This is a genomic window from Knoellia remsis (assembly GCF_003002895.1).
Taxonomy (GTDB): domain Bacteria; phylum Actinomycetota; class Actinomycetes; order Actinomycetales; family Dermatophilaceae; genus Knoellia; species Knoellia remsis.
Genome location: NZ_PVTI01000028.1, coordinates 25,966 through 47,327, shown reverse-complemented (window position 1 = coordinate 47,327; position 21,362 = coordinate 25,966). Strand labels below are relative to the sequence as shown.

Annotated in this window: 21 protein-coding genes and 1 tRNA gene; 13 read left to right on the top strand and 9 right to left on the bottom strand. The window is 70.0% G+C overall.

The annotated features are described in order from the left end of the window. Positions 1-220, bottom strand: a 220-nt coding sequence (locus BCF74_RS14555; RefSeq protein ID WP_177426672.1) for a transposase, incomplete at its 3' end; no start/stop codon positions are given. A gap of 209 nt (positions 221-429) precedes the next feature. On the opposite strand from BCF74_RS14555, the gene BCF74_RS14550 reads away from it, so the two are divergent. Together BCF74_RS14550 and BCF74_RS14545 are read left to right on the top strand one after the other, a co-directional pair. Then, positions 430-502 (top strand) — tRNA-Arg (locus tag BCF74_RS14550). 157 nt (positions 503-659) lie between these two features. Further along, on the top strand, positions 660-1,271 hold the full coding sequence (locus BCF74_RS14545) for a DUF305 domain-containing protein (protein ID WP_245889381.1): 612 nt from the start codon (positions 660-662) through the stop codon (positions 1,269-1,271). 94 nt (positions 1,272-1,365) lie between these two features. Here BCF74_RS14545 and BCF74_RS14540 read toward each other — a convergent pair whose 3' ends face one another. Continuing rightward, the gene (locus BCF74_RS14540) at positions 1,366-1,809 is read right to left on the bottom strand and encodes a PA2169 family four-helix-bundle protein (protein ID WP_106298687.1); all 444 of its coding nucleotides are present in this window, start codon (positions 1,807-1,809) and stop codon (positions 1,366-1,368) included. Between the two features lie 165 nt (positions 1,810-1,974). On the opposite strand from BCF74_RS14540, the gene BCF74_RS14535 reads away from it, so the two are divergent. Together BCF74_RS14535 and BCF74_RS14530 are read left to right on the top strand one after the other, a co-directional pair. Then, the gene (locus BCF74_RS14535; RefSeq protein ID WP_342747581.1) at positions 1,975-3,360 is read left to right on the top strand and encodes an APC family permease; all 1,386 of its coding nucleotides are present in this window, start codon (positions 1,975-1,977) and stop codon (positions 3,358-3,360) included. A gap of 115 nt (positions 3,361-3,475) precedes the next feature. Further along, positions 3,476-5,086, top strand: coding sequence for a phytoene desaturase family protein (locus tag BCF74_RS14530; RefSeq protein ID WP_106298686.1), 1,611 nt, complete (start codon positions 3,476-3,478; stop codon positions 5,084-5,086). On the opposite strand, the gene BCF74_RS14525 is transcribed toward BCF74_RS14530, so the two are convergent. Then, entirely contained in the window at positions 5,018-5,590 is a 573-nt protein-coding gene (locus BCF74_RS14525) for an SRPBCC family protein (RefSeq protein WP_106298685.1), read from the bottom strand. The two genes, BCF74_RS14530 and BCF74_RS14525, sit on opposite strands and share 69 nt — an antisense overlap. A 148-nt stretch (positions 5,591-5,738) precedes the next feature. On the opposite strand from BCF74_RS14525, the gene BCF74_RS14520 reads away from it, so the two are divergent. The 4 genes from BCF74_RS14520 (at position 5,739) to BCF74_RS14505 (ending at position 10,733) form a co-directional block, all read left to right on the top strand. Next, positions 5,739-6,563: an alpha/beta fold hydrolase gene (locus BCF74_RS14520; protein ID WP_106298684.1), complete on the top strand. Its 825-nt coding sequence runs from the start codon at positions 5,739-5,741 to the stop codon at positions 6,561-6,563. A 149-nt stretch (positions 6,564-6,712) separates the two neighbouring features. Next, a complete protein-coding gene (locus BCF74_RS14515) occupies positions 6,713-7,582 on the top strand; it encodes a dimethylarginine dimethylaminohydrolase family protein (protein ID WP_106298683.1) in 870 nt (289 codons plus the stop codon). Positions 7,583-8,039: 457 nt separating this feature from the next. Then, positions 8,040-9,365, top strand: a complete 1,326-nt coding sequence (locus tag BCF74_RS14510; protein ID WP_106298682.1) for an acyl-CoA dehydrogenase family protein — start codon at positions 8,040-8,042, stop codon at positions 9,363-9,365. Between the two features lie 96 nt (positions 9,366-9,461). Next, positions 9,462-10,733: an acyl-CoA dehydrogenase family protein gene (locus BCF74_RS14505; RefSeq protein WP_106298681.1), complete on the top strand. Its 1,272-nt coding sequence runs from the start codon at positions 9,462-9,464 to the stop codon at positions 10,731-10,733. Between the two features lie 178 nt (positions 10,734-10,911). Here the strand turns inward: BCF74_RS14505 and BCF74_RS14500 are convergent, their stop codons facing one another. After that, positions 10,912-11,280, bottom strand: coding sequence for a hypothetical protein (locus BCF74_RS14500; RefSeq protein ID WP_146132988.1), 369 nt, complete (start codon positions 11,278-11,280; stop codon positions 10,912-10,914). A 113-nt stretch (positions 11,281-11,393) separates the two neighbouring features. Here BCF74_RS14500 and BCF74_RS14495 point away from each other — a divergent pair, with 113 nt between their 5' ends. From BCF74_RS14495 to BCF74_RS14485, 3 genes are all read left to right on the top strand, one after another. Further along, positions 11,394-13,130 (top strand): S8 family serine peptidase, encoded by a 1,737-nt coding sequence (locus BCF74_RS14495; protein ID WP_170070264.1) that lies wholly within the window; start codon positions 11,394-11,396, stop codon positions 13,128-13,130. 146 nt (positions 13,131-13,276) lie between these two features. Further along, a complete protein-coding gene (locus BCF74_RS14490) occupies positions 13,277-14,995 on the top strand; it encodes a hypothetical protein (protein WP_106298678.1) in 1,719 nt (572 codons plus the stop codon). 33 nt (positions 14,996-15,028) lie between these two features. Then, positions 15,029-15,403, top strand: a complete 375-nt coding sequence (locus BCF74_RS14485; protein WP_106298677.1) for an MmcQ/YjbR family DNA-binding protein — start codon at positions 15,029-15,031, stop codon at positions 15,401-15,403. 18 nt (positions 15,404-15,421) lie between these two features. Here BCF74_RS14485 and BCF74_RS14480 read toward each other — a convergent pair whose 3' ends face one another. The 4 genes from BCF74_RS14480 to BCF74_RS14465 all read right to left on the bottom strand — a co-directional run bounded on the left by BCF74_RS14480 (position 15,422) and on the right by BCF74_RS14465 (position 18,482). Then, complete coding sequence (locus tag BCF74_RS14480) at positions 15,422-16,387, bottom strand: alpha/beta fold hydrolase (protein ID WP_106298676.1); 966 nt, start codon at positions 16,385-16,387, stop codon at positions 15,422-15,424. Between the two features lie 88 nt (positions 16,388-16,475). Further along, the gene (locus BCF74_RS14475; RefSeq protein ID WP_106298675.1) at positions 16,476-16,829 is read right to left on the bottom strand and encodes a fluoride efflux transporter FluC; all 354 of its coding nucleotides are present in this window, start codon (positions 16,827-16,829) and stop codon (positions 16,476-16,478) included. After that, on the bottom strand, positions 16,826-17,245 hold the full coding sequence (gene crcB, locus BCF74_RS14470) for a fluoride efflux transporter CrcB (RefSeq protein WP_106298674.1): 420 nt from the start codon (positions 17,243-17,245) through the stop codon (positions 16,826-16,828). Before crcB ends, BCF74_RS14475 begins: the two co-directional genes overlap by 4 nt. Positions 17,246-17,252: 7 nt before the next feature. Beyond that, on the bottom strand, positions 17,253-18,482 hold the full coding sequence (locus BCF74_RS14465) for a pyridoxal phosphate-dependent aminotransferase (RefSeq protein ID WP_106298673.1): 1,230 nt from the start codon (positions 18,480-18,482) through the stop codon (positions 17,253-17,255). A gap of 157 nt (positions 18,483-18,639) precedes the next feature. Between BCF74_RS14465 and BCF74_RS17135 the strand changes: the two genes are divergently transcribed. Beyond that, positions 18,640-19,245 carry a DUF6318 family protein gene (locus tag BCF74_RS17135; RefSeq protein ID WP_146132987.1) on the top strand — a complete coding sequence of 202 codons (606 nt, stop codon included), beginning with the start codon at positions 18,640-18,642 and terminating at the stop codon, positions 19,243-19,245. Beyond that, positions 19,245-20,156, top strand: coding sequence for a hypothetical protein (locus BCF74_RS17130; protein WP_146132986.1), 912 nt, complete (start codon positions 19,245-19,247; stop codon positions 20,154-20,156). The genes BCF74_RS17135 and BCF74_RS17130 overlap by 1 nt, the downstream gene beginning before the upstream one ends. Before the next feature lie 158 nt (positions 20,157-20,314). Here BCF74_RS17130 and BCF74_RS14445 read toward each other — a convergent pair whose 3' ends face one another. Further along, positions 20,315-21,313, bottom strand: a complete 999-nt coding sequence (locus BCF74_RS14445; RefSeq protein ID WP_106298669.1) for a DUF418 domain-containing protein — start codon at positions 21,311-21,313, stop codon at positions 20,315-20,317. Between the last annotated feature and the right edge of the window lie 49 nt (positions 21,314-21,362).

Sequence of the window (21,362 nt, the reverse complement as noted above, 5' to 3'; positions counted from 1 at the left end):
TGCCGGCGCGAGTGTCCAGGTCCCGGTGCCGGTACCCGTTGCGGCTATTGGTGCGGTCCGGGCTACGGGTGCCGTACTCGGCACCGCACACGCTATCGGCCTGCGCCGACAGCAGCGCGTTGATGAACGTGGTCAGCAGATCGCGCATCAGGTCCGGGCTGGCCTGGGCGAGCTGGTCGTGCAGGAAGACGGCAGGGTCGATACTGGTGTTCGCGGTCATCGCGATGCTCCATTCGAGAGTGCTGTGAGAGGTTCACTCGAAGGATCACGCGGTGACCGCACCTACGTGCGTAGGGACACGCTCACCGGTGTCGTCGTACACCAACCCTATGGACTCAACTCCCGGGGCAACGGATTTCTCGTGGGGCGATGTGCTCGGGTACGCTTGCCGATCGTTGCGCCGACACGTGTTGTCGAGACGCGCGACCTGCGCCCGTAGCTCAACGGATAGAGCATCTGACTACGGATCAGAAGGTTAGGGGTTCGAATCCCTTCGGGCGCGCTCTGTGTTGAGACAGAGGAGAAGGCCCCGACCGTATGCCGGTCGGGGCCTTTCTGTCGTGCCCGCTCGCGCCAGGCCGGCATCGGTGCGAGTGCGGTGAGTGGGATACCCGGGTAGTGTATATGGCGACCGATCTCGACACCTCAGGGAGCTCACCGTGCCTCGTCCCCATGCCATCGCCCGTCGCGCCACCGTCGGCGTCACCGCTGCCCTCACGCTCGCCGTCCTCGCCGGATGTGGCTCGGACGACTCGGACTCGTCGATGCCCGGCATGTCGATGTCACCGTCCGGGTCCAGCTCGCCGGGCGCTTCGGCGTCCGCCGCCGACCAGGGCGACGTGATGTTCGCGCAGATGATGATCCCGCACCACCAGCAGGCGATCGAGATGGCCGACCTCGCCCTCAAGGACACCGCGGGCGCGTCGGCCGAGGTGAAGGCCCTGGCGGGCGACATCCGCGCTGCGCAGGGTCCCGAGATCGAGCAGATGCGCGGCTGGCTCGAGTCGTGGGGTGCGCGCGCAGAGGCGCCGATGGACCACGACATGAGCGGGATGATGAGCAAGGAGGACATGGCTGCGCTATCGAAGGCCACCGGACCGGCGTTCGACAGGCAGTGGCTCACCATGATGATCGAGCACCACGAGGGTGCGGTCACCATGGCGCAGGACGTCCTGAAGACGACGAAGAACCCCGACGTCGAGAAGCTCGCGAACGCCATCGTCGACTCGCAGACCAAGGAGATCGCGACGATGAAGGACCTGCTCTCCTGACGCGGATTCCCCACTCGGACACCGACGACACAGGCCCCGACCGTATGCCGGTCGGGGCCTTCGTCGTCCACGTCACCTGTGGGGTTTGCGCCGGTCAGTCGAGGGTCTCAAGGGCCTTGATCTCGTCGCGGGCAGCGACGACCTCGCGGTGCTGGCGCGACACGACATCGCGGAAGCCGGCGCTGAGGTCCTGTTCGAGCGCCTTCTCGTACTCCTTGATCGCGTGGTCCTCACCGGTCACGGCCGCGCCGAGGACACCGCTGGCGTCGTCTCCGGTGACCGCGTCCTTGAGCGCGATCCACCCGCGGTGCACGGCAGCCGCGGCGGACCCGCTGGTGTCGACGTCCTCGTCGTAGTCGTGGCCGAGGTCGACGATCTCGCGTCGGAAGTCGGCCCGCTGCTGGGAGAACCGCTGCAGCACGTCGGCCCACTCGGCGCGGTCGCTGTCGCGCAGCTTCTGGGCAGCATCGGCGAACCCGCGCTCTCCGTCGCGCAGGGTCTCGACGAGGTCCTTGGCGGCCTTGCTGTCGTCAGACATGACTCTCCTTCGTGCCGGGTCGGGACCCGGTCCGGGCCCTCACGACACCGGGTACCCGCCCGGGTGCGCCGGGATGCGCGGGCGGGCGGACGGCATACGAAACCGCAGGTCACGGCACGCCGACGGGGCGCCTGACTGTGGCGCCCACGCGCCGAGCGTGAAACGGTGGGTCCATGGCCATCGACAACGACGTCAGCCACTCGGGCGAAACCGCGACGAAGCTCAAGCGGGGGGATCACCCCTCTCCTGCTCTTCTTCTTCATCGTCGGCGACACCTTGGGTGCCGGGATCTACACGCTCGTCGGCACCATGGCGAACGACGTGGGTGGGGCCATCTGGGCGCCGCTCCTCCTCGCCCTCGTGCTCGCCCTGCTCACGGCGGGGACGTATGCCGAGCTCATCACCAAGTACCCGCACGCCGGTGGTGCGGCGCGGTATGCCGAGCGCGCGTTCAAGAAGCCGTACGTCACCTTCCTCATCGGCTGGCTCATGCTGTCCTCCGGAGTGACGACGTCGGCGGCGCTCGCGAACGCCTTCGCCGGCGACTACCTCAAGGCCCTCGTCGACTGGCCGTCGGCCGTCGTGACGATTGTCTTCATCGGGCTGCTCATCGCCATCAACCTGCGCGGCGTCAAGGAGTCGCTCACGGTCAACGTCTGCGCGACGCTCATCGAGATGACCGGCCTCATCATCATCATCGTCGTCGCAGCCATCGTCTTCGGTGACGGCGGCGCGGACACGAGCCGGCTCACGACCTTCGCCGAGGGCGTCACCCCGCTGCAGGGTGTGTTCGCGGCGACGATCACCGCGTTCTTCTCCTTCCTCGGGTTCGAGGCGGCGGCGAACATGGCCGAGGAGGTCAGGGAGCCGAGCAAGGCCTACCCGAAGGCCCTCTTTGGCGCCATCCTCACCGCCGCCGTCGTCTACCTGCTCATCGCCATCGGCGCCGGTGCGGTCGTGCCGACCGACCAGCTCGCGGCCTCAGAGGGGCCGCTCCTCGAGGTCATCGACGCCTCGGGCCTGTCCTTCCCGCCGTGGCTGTTCGCCCTCATCGCGCTCGTCGCCATCGGCAACGGTGCGCTGCTCTTCATGGTCATGGCGAGCCGCGCGACCTACGGCCTCGCCGAGGCCGGACTGCTGCCCAAGATCTTCGGGCAGGTCGCGCCCAGCCGGCGCACCCCCTGGGTCGCCATCCTCGTCATCGGCGCGATGACGATCGGCATGAGCTTCATCGGCGACGTCGGCCTCCTCGCGGACACGACGGTCCTGCTGCTCGTGCTCGTCTTCATCTCCGCGAACATCTCGGTGCTCGTGCTGAAGAAGGACGAGGTGCGGCACGACTACTTCCGCACGCCGAGCATCGTCTCGATCCTCGCGCTCATCGCGAGCATCGCCCTGCTCACCCAGCAGAGCGCCCAGACCTGGCTCATCGCTCTGGGTTACATCGTCGTCGGGACCGTGCTGTTCCTCATCGCTCGCGCGGCCCGCAAGCGCGAGGGTGACTACGCCCAGGACGAGGCGGACACCCTGCCCGACGACGCGAAGTTCTGACCCGGGCCGCAGCGCGGTCGCGGCGCGGTCGCAGCGCGGTCGTGCGGCGGACCCGGACCCGCCGAGCGGCGCCGCGGATGTGTGAGCGGCGCCGCTCGTGGGCATACATCCCGGTGTGAAGTCGTCCACGAGAGCCGGCACCGACCCGGACGCCGTCGTCATCGGTGCTGGTCCGAACGGGCTCGTCGCTGCGAACGGTCTCGCCGACGCCGGCTGGGACGTCGTGCTCGTCGAGCAGGCCGACGTCGTCGGTGGGGCGGTCCGCAGCGCCGAGGTGCTCGAGCCGGGGTTCGTCACGGATCTCTTCAGCGCGTTCTACCCGCTGGCCGCGGCGAGCCCGGTCATCCGTGAGCTCGACCTCGAGCAGCATGGCCTGACCTGGCGGCGGGCCCCGGACGTCGTCGCGCACGCCTTCCCCGACGGGCGAGGCGCGGTGATCCGCGGGACGGCCGAGGAGACGGCCGCGGGGTTCGACTCCGTCGCGCCCGGGGACGGTGACGCGTGGCTCCGGCTCTGCGCGGGCTGGCAGCGGATGCGGGACCCGCTCCTCGACGCGCTCTTCACGCCGTTCCCGCCGCTGCGGCCGGGTATGCAGCTCGCGCGCCGCCTGCGGACAGCCGGGCTGCTCGACCTCGCCCGGCTCGGGACGCTCTCGGCTCGCAGGTTCGTCACCGAGGAGTTCCGCGGAGAGGGAGCGCGCGTCCTCGTCACGGGCAACGCGATGCACAGCGACCTGCCGCCGGACGGTGCCGGGAGCGCGCTCTTCGGGTGGCTGCTTGTCATGCTCGGGCAGGACGTCGGGTTCCCCGTGCCCGAGGGCGGAGCGGGTCGGCTCGCCGCCGCCCTGCGCCACCGGGCCGAGTCGCTCGGGGTCGAGGTGCGCTGCCGGGTCGCCGCGGAACGGGTGGGGATCGAGGGCGGGCGCGCGGCAACCGTCCATCTCTCCGACGGGACGGTGCTGCGACCACGGCACGCCGTGCTCGCCGACGTCAGCGCGCCGGACCTCTACGGCCGCCTCGTCGAGCCGCAGCACCTGCCGCGACGACTGCTCGAGGACCTCACCCGCTTCGACTGGGACGACTCGACGATCAAGCTCAACTGGACGCTCGACGGACCCGTGCCGTGGGTGGCCCCGGAGGCGCGCTGCGCCGGGACGGTGCACGTCGGCACCGACCACGACGGCCTCGTCGACGTTGCCGCCGACCTGTCGACGGGCCGGCTGCCGCGCACCCCGTTCGCCCTCTTCGGACAGATGGCCACGGCCGACCCCACGCGCGCTCCGCAGGGCACCGAGACGGCCTGGGCCTACACGCACGTGCCGCGCCGGTTCGCCCTCGACGCGAGCGCCGTCGAGGAGGTCGCCCGGCGGGTCGAGGCGGCGGTCGAAGAGGCCGCGCCCGGTTTCCGTTCGCTGCGCCGGGAGCGGCTGGTCCAGACGCCCGCGGCGCTCGCGGCGAGCGACCCCAACCTGTCCCTCGGTGCGGTCAACGGCGGCACCGCCGCTCTCCACCAGCAGCTCGTCCTGCGCCCCACTCGGGGTCTGGGCCGCCCGGAAACGCCGGTGCCCGGGCTCTATCTCGCGAGCGCCTCGGCCCACCCGGGTGGGGGAGTGCACGGCGCCTGCGGCTGGAACGCCGCCCTCTCCGCCCTCCGGGCGTCAGGTCCTCTCGGACCTCTTCGTCGGCGCCTTCTTCGCACGGCGTGGGCGCGTGTCCTGCCGTCCTGACCCGGTCTGGTCCGCACTCTCGCCCGCCTCCGTGTCCTCGGCCACCTGCTCGCGGTGGCGGCCCTCGGCGATGAGCGCGAGCCGGCGCAGCGCCTCCTGGTTGCGGGGGAGGATCCCCAACTGTCGCAACGGCATCGGCACGAGCCGGCCCGGCCCGGTGATGGCGTCCTCGACCATGGTGACGGTGCACTGGTTCGCGCCGTCCGGCTCGACGGTGATGATGACGCGCGCCTCACCGAGCGGCCACCCGCGGGCGCGCAGGACGAGTCGGCGCGGGGCCTCGGCTTCCTCGACGCTGGTGGAGTCCGAGATCACGGCGGGCCACGGACCGACACTGTGGTGCAGGCGTGCGCCGGGTGCCGGCCAGTCGCGGTCGACCTTGCGGACGCGGGAGGCGCCCACGACCCAAGTGGCATAGAACCAGCCGTCCGCGAGCACGTCCCACACTGCGTCGGCGGGGGCGGCGACCTGACGGGAGACTTCGGGTCGCTGGAGGAGTTGCATGGTGACGGCATACCCGCGAGGGGCGGCGACAAACGACGGCGGTGACCCAGGTGCGCGCCCGGGCCCGCGCAAGGTTGCCCGCAGCGGCAGGCGGGTAAGGCCACAGCGATGATCCGCTCCCCACCCTTCACCAGAGAGGACGAACGCCATGCCCGAGGCCACGGTGTCCGGCGACGTGACCCTGCACTACGAGGACACCGGAGGCGACGGCCGCCCGGTGGTGCTCATCCACGGCTGGCCACTCAGCGGGCGGTCGTGGCAGGCGCAGGTGCCCGCCCTCGCGGCCGCCGGGTACCGCGTCGTGACCTACGACCGTCGTGGGTTCGGCGAGTCCGACGGGCCGCTCACCGGCTACGACTACGACCAGCTCTCGGACGACCTGGCCAACCTCGTCGAGCACCTCGACCTGCAGGACACGACGCTCGTGGGGTTCTCGATGGGTGGCGGGGAGGTCGCGCGCTATCTCTCGCGGCAGGGCAGCGACCGGATCCGCTCGGTCGTCTTCGCCTCCGCGGTCCCGCCCTACCTCCTGCACGGACGCGACAACCCGGACGGACCACTCAAGAAGACCGAGGCCGCGAAGATGGCCGCGAGCCTCACCGCGAACCGGGACGCCTTCTTCGACTCCTTCATCACCGAGTTCTTCAGCGCCGACGGTGAGCTCAAGGTCACCGAGGAGCAGCGTCAGGAAGCCATCGACATGGCGCAGCAGGCCAACAAGAACGCGGCCCTGCAGACGATGACCGCCTTCGGCGCGACGGACTTCCGCGACGACCTCGCCGCGGTGACCGTGCCGACGCTCGTCATCCACGGTGACTCGGACGCGACTGTCCCCTTCGAGGGTTCGGGCAAGCGCACCCACGAGGCCATCCCGGGCAGCCGGCTCGTCGTCATCGCCGACGGACCGCACGGCGTCAACGTCAGCCACGCGGACGAGTTCAACGAGGCGCTGCTGGACTTCCTCGCAACCTGACCGTCGTCGCCCGGTATGCCGGCCGCGCGCGGTGCGCGGCCGGCATACCGAGCGCTTCGGGCGAGTACAGTGAAGCCCGATCCCGCCCCGGTCGGCCCCGCCGCCGGGGCCTCGTTCGGTCCGGGTGCTGCCCGGCTCAGGAGGCCTCGTTGCTGAACTCGACGCTGCTCATGTCGTCGGCGCACCACTTCGGGAACGACCACAAGCTCAACCCGTACTACGAGGACGGCGAGACGGTCGACACCGCCAAGGCCGAGCTCGAGCACAAGGGCATCCAGATCGCCCTGCGCCGGGCCGGCGCCGAGATCGTCACCGTCGACGCGCCGCCGACGAGCCAGGACGGTGTGTACACCGCCAACTGGGCCCTCGCCCGGGACGGCCGTGCCCTCCTCGCCAAGCTGCCGCCGTCACGCCAGTCCGAGGAGGCCTGGGCGCGCGACCGGCTGCGCGAGATCGGCTACCTCGTGGACGAGCTCCCGGAACCGTGGCGGTTCAGCGGTCAGGGCGACATGCTCGTCTGCGGTGACCTCGTCTTCTGCGGGGCGGGCTACCGCTCGGACGAGCAGGCGATCGCGTATGCCGCACAGCACTTCGGTCTCGAACGTGTCCAGCTGTGGACGCTCCCGTTGCTCGACGCGGATGGCACGCCCGCGCTCAACGAGGTGAGCGGCTGGCCGGACAGCTACTGGTACGACATCGACCTCACCCTCGCCGTCCTGCGCGAGCCCGACGGCGACGGCAAGGGGCTCATCGCCTACTGCCCCGAGGCGTTCACGCCGGAGAGTCGTGAGCTGCTCGCCGGGCTCGACGTCGTCGAGAAGATCGAGATCTCCGAGAAGGAGGCGCGCGAGGCCATGGCGTGCAACCTCGTCTCCACCGGGACGGCCGTCGTCATGAGCGCGGACGCACCGCAGCTGCGGGCCGACATCGAGTCGGCCGGGCTGGACGTCATCACGCCGCAGGTCGAGGAACTCGCCAAGGGCGGCGGCTACATCCGCTGCACGTCGCTCTGGATCTGAGCCGGGATCGAGCCGGATCTGTGCTGGAACTGCGATGCATCTGAACGCGTCGGGCCGAGCGCTGGTCGGCTCACGAGGCTGGCCGGTCGGCGATGGGCCCGGAGGCTGGTGAGACCGAGGAGAGTAAAGAAAGGTGACTCTCCAGTTCCGCTGTCATCGTGCTGGGGGCGCGAACACTCACCATCGCTGCGCTGCCCGCGGCAAGAAGCTGTCAGAAACGCGGGCGGGCCGACGTTGACCTCCGGGGACCCATCGCTCCCTCATGGTGCCCTGTCCGGCGTCCCCGGGGACATGGTTCGACCGAACTGTTTCCCGCACTGGTCCGCTTGCCCTGCGACGCAGGTCCCATTGGCTACTCCTTGCCAAGTTTGCGTCTTTGGGCAGATACTAGGGACGAGCGGTACCGGATAACTCCTGCCGGTCCCCATCCACGATCTCCCCCGAAGGGACGCACACGATGGCGACGACGCCGACCTCCTTCGCCGACCGCAGCCAACGCCTCGGTCTGCGGATCCTCTCCAAGGCCGGGGGCATGCCCGTCATGGCCGACCCCAAGGTTCGCGGCCGCGTCGAGAAGATCCTCAACCGCGGCGCCCACAACGGGTTCAAGGCGCAGGTCGCCGTCGGCCGGGCCTTCAAGCAGGTCTCCGGCAACGGTGCAGCCACCCGCGCGGACGCACCGAAGCGTCGCGGGGTCTACGACCTCACGCCGACCGAGGACCAGCAGATGCTGCAGCAGGCGGCGTCCGAGCTCGCCGACGAGGTCATCCGTCCGGCCGGCCCGAAGGCCGACGCCGACCGCGCCGTCCCCGAGGAGGTCGCCTCGGCCATGCAGGAGATGGGCCTGGCCCTCGTCGGTGTGCCGGAGCCTCTCGGTGGCATCGCCGAGGAACGTTCGGCCGTCGCCGGTGCCCTCGTCATCGAGCAGCTGGCCCGCGGCGACATGGGGATCGCCGTCGCGCAGATGGCCACGGCCGCCGTCGCCACCGCGCTCGCGCTCTACGGCGACGCGGACCAGCAGGCGACCTACCTCCCGCACTTCACCGGCGACGAGCCGGTCGCCGCCGCGGCGCTCGCTCTGCAGGAGCCGCAGCCGCTCTTCGACCCCTTCGACCTCACGACCACGGCTGTGGCACAAGGGGATTCGCTCGTCCTCAATGGCACCAAGGCGCTCGTGGCGAACGCCGAGAAGGCCGAGCTCTTCGTCGTCTCCGCCATGGTCGGCGGCGAGGCCCGGCTCGTCGTCGTCGAGGCGGGCACCGACGGTGTCACGATCGAGGACGACCCGGCGATGGGTGTGCGCGCGGCGCGCACCGGCCGCGTCGTGCTCACCGACGTCACGGTCCCCCGCGCCAACCTGCTCGGGTCGGCCGACGACCACCGCGACGCCGTCCGTCGGGCGCGGGTCGCCTGGGCCGCGGCGGCGTGCGGCACGGGACGTGCGGTCCTCGACCAGGTCATCGAGTACGCCAAGGAGCGCAAGGCCTTCGGCGAGCCCATCGGGCAGCGTCAGGCCGTCGCGTTCATGATCTCCGACATCGCCATCGAGCTCGAGGGTCTGCGGCTCACGACCCTGCGCGCCGCGGCCCTGCTCGACGCCGGCAAGGACGCGAGCCAGGTGGCGGCCGAGGCTCGCTCCCTCACGGCGACCCACGCCGCCCAGATCGGCTCGCACGCCGTCCAGCTCCTCGGCGGCCATGGCTTCGTCAAGGAGTTCGACAACGAGCGCTGGTACCGCGATCTGCGCGGCGCCGGTGTCCTCGAAGGCACCCTCCTCGTCTGACCCACGTCGCGGCGGCCGCAGCCGCAGGTGACGAACCGGCATACGCGACAACGACATCCACGCAAGCGCACGGCATACACACCAAGGACTGGACCCATGATCGATCTCGAGGTTCCGAAGAAGTTCCGCCCCCTCATCGAGCAGGCGCGCGGCATGGCCGAGGAGGGCTTCCGCCCGATCTCGCGCAAGTACGACCTCGCCGAGCACGAGTACCCCCGCGAGCTCGACCTGCTCTCCGCCGTCATCGACGGGCTGAGCAGCTCCGGCGCCGGCCAGGGCGCGGGTGCCTCGACGTCGACGCGCGCGGCCGACGACGGCGACGACACCGAGGGTGAGAACGAGGTTGCCGCCGTCGGCTCCGGCCGCAAGCACGCGGCGACCAAGGAGGTCCGCAACGGCTCGAACATGTCGTCGGTGCTCTCCATTCTCGAGACCTGCCGCGGCGACGTCGGGCTCACCCTGTCGATCCCGCGTCAGGGCCTCGGCAACGCCGCCATCGCGGCCGTCGCGAACGACGAGCAGAAGGCGCGCTATGCCGGCCAGTGGGCCGCGATGGCGATCACCGAGCCCGACACCGGCAGCGACTCCGGGGCCATCCGCACAACAGCGGTCAAGGACGGCGACGAGTACGTCCTCAACGGCGAGAAGATCTTCGTGACGTCGGGTGAGCGCGCCCAGCTCGTCGTCGTGTGGGCGACGCTCGACCGTTCGCTCGGCAAGCAGGCGATCAAGAGCTTCGTCGTGCGCCGCGACAACCCCGGCCTCAAGCTCGTCCGCCTCGAGCACAAGCTCGGCATCCGCGCCTCCGACACCGCGGCCTTCCACCTCGACAACTGCCGGGTGCCCGCCGAGGACCTGCTCGGTGACCCGGAGATCAAGATCGAGGGTGGTTTCGGTGGCGCGATGCAGACCTTCGACAACACCCGCCCGCTCGTCGCGGCGATGGCGCTCGGCCTCACCCGCGGTTGCCTCGACACGACGACCGAGCTCCTCGCGAAGGCGGACGTCACCGTCGACTGGGACCGGCCGGCATACGCGCAGTCGGCCGCGGCCGCAAAGCTGCTCCAGATGGAGGCGGACTACCAGGCCGCGCACGCGCTGACCCTGCGCGCGGCGTGGATGGCCGACAACGGCAAGCCGAACTCGATGGAGGCCTCGATGGCCAAGGCGAAGGCGGGGCGCACGTGCGTCAACGTCGCCCTCGCCTGCGTCGAGCTGGCGGGTGCGACCGGCTACGGCGAGCGCGAGTTGCTCGAGAAGTGGGCGCGCGACTCCAAGATCCTCGACATCTTCGAGGGGACGCAGCAGATCCAGCTGCTCGTCGTCGCGCGCCGCCTGCTCGGGATGAGCTCGAGTCAGCTCAAGTAGGTCGCTCGTTCGAGACTGATGACCGATAGGTGTGCGTGCACACCTATCGGTCATCAGTGTTGTGCGGGGGTGGGGACGATCGGTCGCCCCGCGTCACGCGGTCGAGAGCGTATGCCGGCCCACGCCGAGCGTGGGACGCGTGCGCCTCAGTGTGCAGAGCGTATGCCGGCCGCTCGCCTCAGTGCCCGCGGCGCCGCTGACGCTGGCGCTGGGCCCACGGGATGCCGATGGCGAGGGCAGCGAGCGCGAGCAGTGCGGCGGCGGCGAGCAGGCCGCAGAGGGCCGCGAACCCGACCTTGATGACGCCTTCCCAGACGATGTTGTCGTAGGCGAGGTCGGGCTCGTTCTGGGTGCCGGTCCAGAAGCCGAGCACGAACCCGACGCCGGCGAGGACCATCAGCCCGAGCGAGACGCCCGCTCCCTTGGCGATCTGCCCGGGGTCGACACGGGTCGGGTCCGCCTGCGGGTCGTCGCCGTGCTCGTCGACCCGATGGGCGAACGTCTCGAAGACGTCCGGCATCGGACCGGTCTGACGGCGTCTGGGCATGCGGGCGAGCATAGGCGGGATCTGGTCCACACGAGTGATGGTCAGGGGTGATCGGTGTGGCTAGGTTGAGGTGCAGGTGCGCAATGGGGCGCGCCATCACGGAGGAGGAATCCATGCGACGAACTCGCATGCTGTCCATGGCCGGCACGGCCGCCGTCGTCGCGGCGATCGCCGGGTCGGCCGCGACGGGAGCCGCGACCGCCGCCCCGTCTGCCAGCACGGCCCAGGCGGCCGGGAGCGGCAGCTACGTCGTCCTGACCGACAAGGCGAGCGACGCCAAGGCCGTGGCCGCGCAGCTGCGCAAGGCCGGTGGCGACGTCACCTCGGTCAACACCGCCATCGGGCTGATCACGGTCAAGGGCTCGAGCAGCCTGCTCGCGAAGGCCCGCGGTCTCGACGGCGTCAAGGGCGCTGCGAACGACCGGAGCATCGGCACGGCGCCGCAGCGCGCCAAGGGTCCGGACCCGGTCGAGAAGCCGCAGGTCTTCGACAAGACCCGCGCCAACGGCACCTTCAAGTACACCCCGCCGCCGCCGGAGGGTGGCGACCCGCTCGACGGCCTCCTGTGGGGCCACGAGATGGTCAACGCCTTCGAGGCGCGCGCGACCGAGACCGGTGACAAGGTCCGCGTCGGCGTCCTCGACACCGGTGTCGACGGCAACCACCAGGACCTCGCGCCCAACTTCAACCGTGAGCTGTCGCGCAACTTCACGACTGACATGCCCGACATCGACGGTCCGTGTGACACGGCCAGCTGTGTCGACCCGGCCGATGTCGACCAGAACGGTCACGGCACGCACGTCGCCGGCACGATCGGCGCAGCGGTCAACGACTTCGGCATCAGCGGCATCGCCCCCGACGTCGAGCTGGTCAACATCCGTGGCGGCCAGGACAGCGGCTACTTCTTCGTCGGCCCGGTCACGAACGCGCTGACCTATGCCGGTGACGTCGGCCTCGATGTCGTCAACATGTCGTTCTACGTCGACCCGTGGCTGTACAACTGCGCGGGCGGTGCTCCGGAGGACAGCCCGGAGGAGGCGGCCGAGCAGGACCTCATCATCGCGGCGATGACGCGGGCCCTGAACTATGCCAACTCCAAGAACGTCACGCTCGTCGGTGCCCTCGGCAACAACCACGAGGACCTGAGCAACCCGCGCACCGACGTCTCCAGCCCGGACTACCCGGGTGGCACGGAGCACCCGCGCACCATCGACAACGCGACCTGCTGGGACCTCCCCGTCGAGGGCCCGAACGTCATCGGTGTCTCGGCGCTCGGCCCGACCGGTGAGAAGGCCGACTACTCCAACTACGCCACCGACCTGACGTCCGGTGAAATCGAGGTGTCCGCCCCGGGTGGCTGGTACCGCGACGGCATCGGCACGGAGACGTACCGGACCAACGGCAACCTCATCCTGTCGACGGTCTCGCTCGCGTCGCTGCAGGAGTCCGCTGAGGTCGACAAGAACGGCAACATCACCAAGCCGGGCCGCGACGCCGGTGTCATCAAGCAGTGCACCGACCGTCGTCAGCCGATGAAGAAGTCCGACTGCTCGTACTACGCCTGGTTCCAGGGCACGTCCATGGCGTCCCCGCACGCCGCCGGTGTCGCCGCGCTCGCGGTCGGCGCCCACGGGTCGGGCACGTCCGCGGACACCTTCTTCCTGGCGCCGGCGACGACGCGGTCGCTGCTCATGGACACGGCCACCGACCACGCCTGCCCGGCGAGCGGCATCCGCTCGTACGAGCCGGAGGGTCGCTCGGCCGAGTTCACGGCCCGCTGCGTCGGCACCGCGGACTTCAACTCCTTCTACGGCGACGGCATCGTCAACGCTGCCGGAGTGGTCCAGTGACGCGGTAGCTCCACCCGCGGTGCCGTGCACCGCAACAGCACGACCAGGTATGCCGTCCGCGCGCACCACGCGCGGGCGGCATACCTGTGTCTGCGACCCTGGAGAAGTGGCGCGCGGCGAGGAACGGCGCGCGGTAGGTTGCGCGCGTGACGACTCGCCCCGGCCTCGACGACGAGCGTGTCCGGCAGTGGGTCGCGGCGATGCCGCCGCGGTGGTTGCGGTGGGTGCTCGTCACTCTGGTGGCGGGTGCGTTCGGGTTCTCGGTCCTCGGCGACACCCAACCCTGCTCAACGGCCGACCCCACGGTATGCGGCCCGGACCCACTCTTCTCCGTGGCGATCGTCTTCTGCATCGGGTCGGCCGTCCTGCTCTGGTGGCGCCCGTACGTCGCCGTGGCCTGCGCCGTCGTGTTCGCCATCATCGACCTCGCGTATGACGACGTGTGGCAGGCGAATGTCGCCTGGCCGATCGTCGCTGCGGCCTACGTGGCGTATGCCGTACGGCTCCTGCGCGCCCGCTCCCGGCAGCGGGCCATCGCCGCCGCGGCGAGCGTGCCGTTGCCGCCGCGACCACACGCTCCCTCGCGTCCGCTGCACTGGGACGGAACGCACCGTCTCATGGCGGCCGCTGCTCTCGGACTCCTTCTGCTGTCCGGCGGTGCCCTCTGGGGGTATGAGCAGGCGCTGGCCTCCGACGCCGAGCACGAGGCGCGCAGCGAGGTCGTCGAGGGGACGGTCCTCTCTCCGCCAGACGACGACTACCTGCAACGAGTTCGGCTGGACCGCCGGCCCGAGGGGTTCCCCACCGAGGTCGAGGTCGAGTTCTTCGACGAGTCGCCCGTGGGTCAGGTCGTGCAGCTGCGCGTCGACCCGAGAGACCCGGGCTGGACCCACCCGACGGGCGAGCCTCCGGACCGGACGTGGTGGCTCACCATCAGCGTGGGAGCGTTGCTCCTCGCGGCCCTCCTCGCCGAGCGGGTCGTGGCGCTGCGGGTGCGCCGGGGTGTGCTCGAGTCGCGTCAGGCAACGACGGGAATCCCGGTGCGGGTCTTCACCGACGGGCTCGAGTTCGTCGGCGTCGTCGCGCTCGACTCCACCCGCGGGCTCGCCGAGTTCCCCGTGGACGAGACGCTGCTGCTCGACACACCCGAGGCGCGTCGGGTGGCGGCACCGTCCGAGGGGATGCTCATCGGAGACGTCCGCGACGGCGGCTGGGTCGCGCTCGCGGGACCGGACGGCATACGACTCCCCACCGGGCCGCTCATCGCCCTGCCACCGGACTCGCAGGTCGATCTCGACTCCTTCGACCGGGACCCCGACGACCCGCTCGACTGGTCGGACCCGGTGCCCGCGGGCAGCGAGCCCATGCCACTCCCGGTCGACATCGTCCCCCCTGTGTGGCGCCGTGCCCTTGGCGGTCTCGTCTGCGTGGCTGCCCTGGCCCTCGGCGGCTGGCTGCTGTGGGACCCCGAGGTGGGCTGGTCCGGGGTGGCCGTCGTGCTCGCAGGGGCTGGCGCCTTCGAATGGGGACTGGAGCAGGTGGTCTCGCGAGCGACGGTGTCGCAGAACGGTTTCGACGTCGTGACGGTGCTTCGTCGGGTGACGAGCCCCATGGGCGCGGTGCGCGACGTCCGCGTGGACGATGAGACGGCTCTGGTGATCTTCGATGACGAGAGTGTCCTCGACGTCTCGCCTCCGGACGGTGACCACCATGCGCTCGCAGCAGCCATCCAACGAGCGGTCGAGACCGCGCCGCCCGTTCCGGACGGCACGGCACCCCAGTCGCGGCTGGCTCCCAGCGCGTTCCTGCTCGCCGCCGGAGTGCTGACCCTCGCGGGTGTCTGGCTTGCGCAGCTGCTCGGCTGATGGATGTCGGTCGGCGGGGCTAGGTTCGGTGGTATGCCGTCCGCATCGCGTCCTGAGGTGCCTGCCGACTGGGTGGAGCGGCTCGCGCAGATCTGTGCCGCCTTCCCGGAGTGCCGCGAGGAGGACGCCTGGGTCGGCGTGCGCTGGCGGGTGCGGTCGGCGACGGTGGCGCACGTCTTCGGCGGTGAGGACCAGCTCTTCCGCATCACCTTCCGGGCCTCCCCGGACGAGGTCATGGCGTTCGAGCACATGGGCGCGCCGTACTTCCGCACCGAGTGGGGGAGCAACGTCGTCGGGATGCTGCTCGACGACGACACCGACTGGGACGAGCTCGCCGAGCTGCTCACCGACTCCTACTGCATCCAGGCGCCGAGCCGGCTGGCCGAGCAGGTCCCGCAGCCGAACTAGCGATGGACTGGCGGTGGTCTAGCGGCGGACGAACTCCTCGACGGCGTCGACCATCGTGTCGAGGGCCGGCTTCTCGACGGGCAGGTGGCTGCCGCGGGGCAGCGTGACGACCTCGACCGGCACTTGGGTGATCCGTTCGAGGAACCCCATGGACAGCGATGCCGGCGACCAGCGGTCCGCGCCGGGGACCGCGAGCATGACCGGGCACGCGGTGAAGTCCTCGGGCTCCACTGCAGGGACGTAGTTGAGGTAGGTGTCGAGGAACTTCGTCGGCACGGTGTTGCCGGCGGACGTCTTGTCACGCAGGGCGACCCGCAGCGCCTCGGGTTCGTTGAGCAGGGCCGACATCTTCGAGGCGATCGTCATGCGCATCGGCCACCAGCCGGCGCCGAGCTTGGTCGTCAGCTCGGCTGCCTTGCCGCCGTACTTGCCCATGAGCTCGAAGCGTGCCGTCTCCTCGCGTACGACCGACTCGCGCTGGTCGAGGAAGCTCAGGCCGATGACTCCCGCGACCGGCTTCCCCGCGACCTGGGTGCGGGCGGCGACCTGGTAGGCGAGCATCCCGCCGGCGCTGAGGCCGTAGATGTGAATCGGTCGGTCGTCCCGACGGCGCTCCGCCTCGACGAGGTCGACGACGAGGTCGACCCAGTCGTCATAGGAGTAGCCGCGCGGATGTGCGGGCTTGGTCAGTCCGTAGCCGAGGTTGTCGACGGCGACGGTCTCGATGCCGCGCTGCGCCAGAGGGCGGCCGAGGATGAGGTCCATCTGCCGGCCGTTCGTCCCCACGCCGTGGTGCAGCAGCACCTTGACCGGCGAATCCGGCCGGACATAGCGCTCGAGGTGCACGTTGTTGCCGCGCCAGTCCCAGCCCTCCTCGGCGGGCAGGTCCTCCGGCGTGGTCATGCGGTACTCCGGCGGCATGAACCGTTGGAGTTCCTGCCAGGCGCGTTGGTCGGCGTAGCTGCTGGGCGGTGGTGTCGTCATGGTGACTCCTGTCCGGAGCGCCCTCCCTGCTCGGGGCGTTCTAGACGCAGGGTAGCCACATTGTGTGCTCGTGAACAGGCCCGTCCCGTCAGGCGGCGGTGAGCACCCAGCCGAGCCAGGCGGCACCGACGCCGAGCAGCAGGTGCAGGACGACGCTCGCCGCAGCGTGGCGCGCACGCTCGCCGGTGAACGCGTCCTGCAGCTCGAGCGCGAGCGTCGAGAACGTCGTCAGTGCACCGCACAGCCCGATGCCGAGCAGGGCCCACCACGAGCCCGAGACGGCGGCCCCGGCGAGCAGCCCGAGGACGAACGACCCGAGGACGTTGACGGCGAGCGTCCCGGCGGCCGGGGTGGTGCCCCAGCGCGTACGGAGCCAGTGGTTGACGAGGAACCGCATCGGTGCACCGATCGCCGCGCCGGCCGCGACCCAGAGCGCCGTCATGCCTCAACCCGCCAGAGTCGTTGTCCCACAACGGAACCCAGCGTCACCGCGAGAACGCCGCCGAGGAACGATGCGAGGACGTATGCCGCCGCCTCGCCTCCGTGCCCCGTCTCCAGCAGGGTGACCACCTCGACCGCGAACGCGGAGAACGTCGTCCACCCGCCGAGCACGCCGACGCCGACGACCGGCCGGACGAGCGGATGTGCGCCCGGCCTCGCCACGAGCCACGCGACGAGCAGTCCCATCGCCGCCGCCCCCGTGAGGTTGACCAGCAACGTCCCCCACGGCAGCCCGCCGGAAGTCGCAGGGAGAGCCAGCCCCACGGCATACCGGCCGAGGGATCCCACGACACCACCCAGGGCGACTCCGCCGAGAAGTCGCCAATCGGACTGCGCCGCAGGCGCGTTCGTACTCATACCGACGTCAGCGGCGGATCGTCTCGAGGTACTCGGCGATGCGGCCGATGGCCTCGGTGAGGACCTCGGCGTCGGGGAGGGTCACGAGGCGGAAGTGGTCGGGCTCGAACCAGTTGAAGCCGGTGCCGTGGGTGACGAGGATCTTCTTCGCGCGCAGCAGGTCGATGACGAACTGCTGGTCGTCCTCGATCGGGTAGACCTCCGGGTCGAGCCGCGGGAAGCAGTAGAGCGCGCCGTGCGGCTCGACGGAGCTCACGCCGGGGATGTCGTTGAGGAGGCGGTTGGCGAGCTTGATCTGCTCGTAGAAGCGGCCGCCGGGCACGATGAGCTCGTTGATCGACTGGTAGCCACCGAGCGCCGTCTGGATCGCGTGCTGCGCGGGAACGTTGGCGCACATGCGCATGTTCGCGAGCAGCGTCAGCCCCTCGAGGAAGTCCTCGGCCGCCGACTTGGGTCCGGACACCATGACCCAGCCGGCGCGGTAGCCGCAGACGCGGTAGGCCTTCGACAGCCCACTGAAGGTGAGGCAGAGGACGTCGTCACCGGCATACGTCGCGACGTGGTGGTGCACGGGCGTGACCGCGTCGTCGGCGTAGAGGATCTTCTCGTAGATCTCGTCGCTCATGATGACGAGGTTGTGGCGGCGGGCGATGTCGACGAGTCCCTTGACCGTCTCCTCGCTGTAGACGGCGCCGGTCGGGTTGTTCGGGTTGATGACGACGAGGGCGTGGGTGTTCTCGGTGATCTTGGACTCGATGTCCTCGAGGTCGGGGTTCCAGCCGTTCGCCTCGTCGCAGCGGTAGTGGACGGGGGTGCCGCCGGAGAGGCTGATCGCGCCGGTCCACAGCGGGTAGTCCGGCGCCGGGACGAGGATCTCGTTGCCGTCGTCGACGAAGGCCTGGAGCACCATTGAGATGAGCTCGCTGACGCCGTTGCCGATGTAGACGTCGTCGACGGTGGTGTCGGTGAGGCCGCGCGACTGGTAGTACTGCGCGACGGCGGTGCGGGCGCTGTAGATGCCGCGGCTGTCGGAGTAGCCCTGCGCGTCGGGGAGGTGCTGCACCATGTCGGCGACGATCGCCTCGGGCGCCTCGAACCCGAACGGTGCGGTGTTCCCGATGTTGAGCTTGAGGATCTTGTGCCCTTCGGCCTCGAGCCGCTGGGCCTCGACGAGGATCGGCCCCCTCACGTCGTAGCGGACGTGCTGCAGCTTCTTGCTCTGGACGATGGGGCGCATGTGCGCATGGTTTCAGATGCCGTATGCCGTGCGCGCGCCTGTTTCGGCGAGGTCGCGTGTGGTGTCGGTCGCTGCACCTGTGGACAACTCGACTGGCGGTGGGGCGGTTGTTCCCTACACTCGGTAGGGATTCTTCGTCTACTGGGTGGGAGCAACGGTGACTTCGAGGTGGGGCCGCGGCGCGGCCGTTCTGACCGTGGGTGTGCTGGCCCTGGCCGGCTGCAACGGTGGTGGTGAGGAGGCGAAGTCGCCCTCCCCGACGGGGTCGACGTCGGCGTCGAGTCCGAGTGCGTCGGCGTCGGGCAGCCCGTCGGCCTCCGCCTCGCCGAGCACGCCGGGCACTGTCCCGGAACCACCTCCCGCGGCGACTGTGCGGGACGAGCAAGGAGCGATCGCGTTCCTCAAGTTCTACTTCAGCGAGTTCAACCGCGGGATGATGGCGCCTGAGACTCCGCCCAACTTGATGGCATACGCCGACAAGGGCTGCATCTCGTGCAAGAAGTCCCAGAAGGTCATCGATGAGTACGTCGCGGGGAAATGGTCTGTGCTCACTCCTGGGATGGAAGTGGTCAACCCCGGTTTGGCGACCCCCGTCACGGCGGACAAGGTGATCATCAACTTCACATTGACCGAGAAGGCTCAGACGCTCTATCAGAACGGAAAACCGACGAAGGAGACGGTTCCAGCGGCCTCAGGTAAGCGTGGCATCGCCCTGAGGTGGGTGAACGACCAATGGCAGGTGCTCGGACTCGAGGAACTCTGATGACTAAGGGCGCACTCTGGTGGGTCCTCGCAGCAATACTGTGGGTCGGTGGGGTGCCCGCCGCCTCGGCTCTTGGCTCGCCCGGGGGCGGCTTCGGTTCGACAACCGGAGATGGAGCGACAGTCACGCTGACGACTTCGGAGATCAAGACCGCGCTCAACGAGGCGGCGGCGGCCGCGACGGCACCAAAGCCTCGGCCGTACTACGAGTACAAGACGCAGATCAACTGTGCGGCCGGCAACGAGGCGACCGACTCCGGTTGTGGCACGGCGGCGAGTGCTTGCGACAACGGGCAGTTCCAGGCTGTGGTGCTTCGACGCCTGATGGTGCCCAAGCCGGGTGGCGGATACCAGCTGGCGCCACCCCCAGAGGGGCTGTGGCAAGGGTGGGGTTTGACGTGTTCGCCGCAGCTGATCCCGGGCACCAACCTGCCGACGTTGGCCAATGTCATGACGGCGTTCCGGGAGATCGACTTCGCCAAGGGTGGGTTGTCGATCCAGCCGGTCGGAAACGTCACCCTGGTCAACCTCGCGACGTACTTCGAGGCGACGTGGCCCGAGGCCGGTGTCGGCCCGGACGAGACCGACGTCTCCGACCTCATGGGCTACCGGCTCGAGATCCAGCCTGTGGTGCGTTCGTTCACCTACGTCTACGGCGATGGTGACAGCAGCGAGCCGACTGAGTCGATGGGTGGCCCGTACCCGGATGGCGACATCCGGCACACCTACGAGCAGAAGGGCTCGATGGCGACGCGCGTCGACACCGTCTACGGCGGGCGTTTCCGGTTCGGACAGGGCCAGTGGATGACCATTCCTGGCACCGTCACTGTCGAGGGCACCCCCGTGACGCTCGAGGTCCGTGAGGCCAAGGCTCGCCTCTACGGCAGCGCCAACCCCGCACCACACCGCTAGGAGACAAGCGGCAGGGCCGTGCCAATCTAATACCTGATGTTAGATCTGCACCATGATTCCGCGCGGACGCGGTGCGGGCGCTGCGACGGTGACGAGCTCAGGCGGAAGTGTGCTGCACGGCGCGCGGTATGTCGCGCGTCCTGCAGCACAGTTCCAGGTCAGGTGGTCGGCTGGAGGACCCGGTCGTCCTTCGCCACGTTCGACGGCGCAGGTGTGGGCGAGTACCACGTGATCCAGCGCCACAGTCGCTCGAGCGGGCCCTGACCGAAGCGGGCGATCCACAGCCGGCTAGCCACCCACTGCACGACGAGCAGCCCGGCGCACATCGCGAGCATCCGCACCAAGCCGGCGGAGCTCCCGTCGATGCCCCACCCGGCGACGAACGGCTTCGTGGCGAGGAGCAGCAGCGTCGCCCCCAGGTAGTTCGTCAGCGCCAGCCGACCGAACGGCTCGAACACACCCGCCACGACCCGGCGCAGCGGCGTCGCCATCGCGGCCGAGACGAGCGCGGCATACGTCGTCGCGAGGAGCAGGCCGGCGACGGCGGACGAGGTGCTGAAGCCGAGCTTGACCGGGTCACCGGCGAGGCTGACGAGCAGTGGCGAAGCAGCAGCCCCCGCCGCCGCGGCCACACCGAGCGGCACCCACGGCGACGGGGCGTCGAACCGTGACGCCCATCCGAGACGGGCAATGCCATACCCCGCGAGCAGCAGTCCCGGCACGAGCGCCGTCCCGCCGCCCATGACGACACCGGTCACGGTGAGCGCCACGCCGCCGAGCGCCGCGACCCACGACGGCGCCCACGTGCCCGGCAGCAGCACGAGGAAGCCGGCCAGCGCATACGGCAGCAGCGCCTCGCCCGGCTGCAGCAGCTGGTGTGCCCCGCCGAGCAGCAAGAGGAAGCCGAGACGACGCGCCAGCGCCGCCCGGAAGGGCTGTTCGCGCCGACGGGCGCCGAGCTCGATGAGCCCGAAGCTGATGCCAAACAGCAGCGAGAAGAGCGGGAAGAACCGCTCCTGGACGGCGAGGCCGAGGAGCTCGCGGGTGGCGTTCGCGCCGGGCGGCGCGTCGAGGCGGAGGACGGTCGGCGCGTTGACGGCGAGGATGCCGCAGATCGCGAGACCACGGAGGGAGTCGAGAGTCGCAATACGTTTCATACCAACAACATTCGCTCACCCGGCCCTGCCCGCACATCGGCCGTGCGAC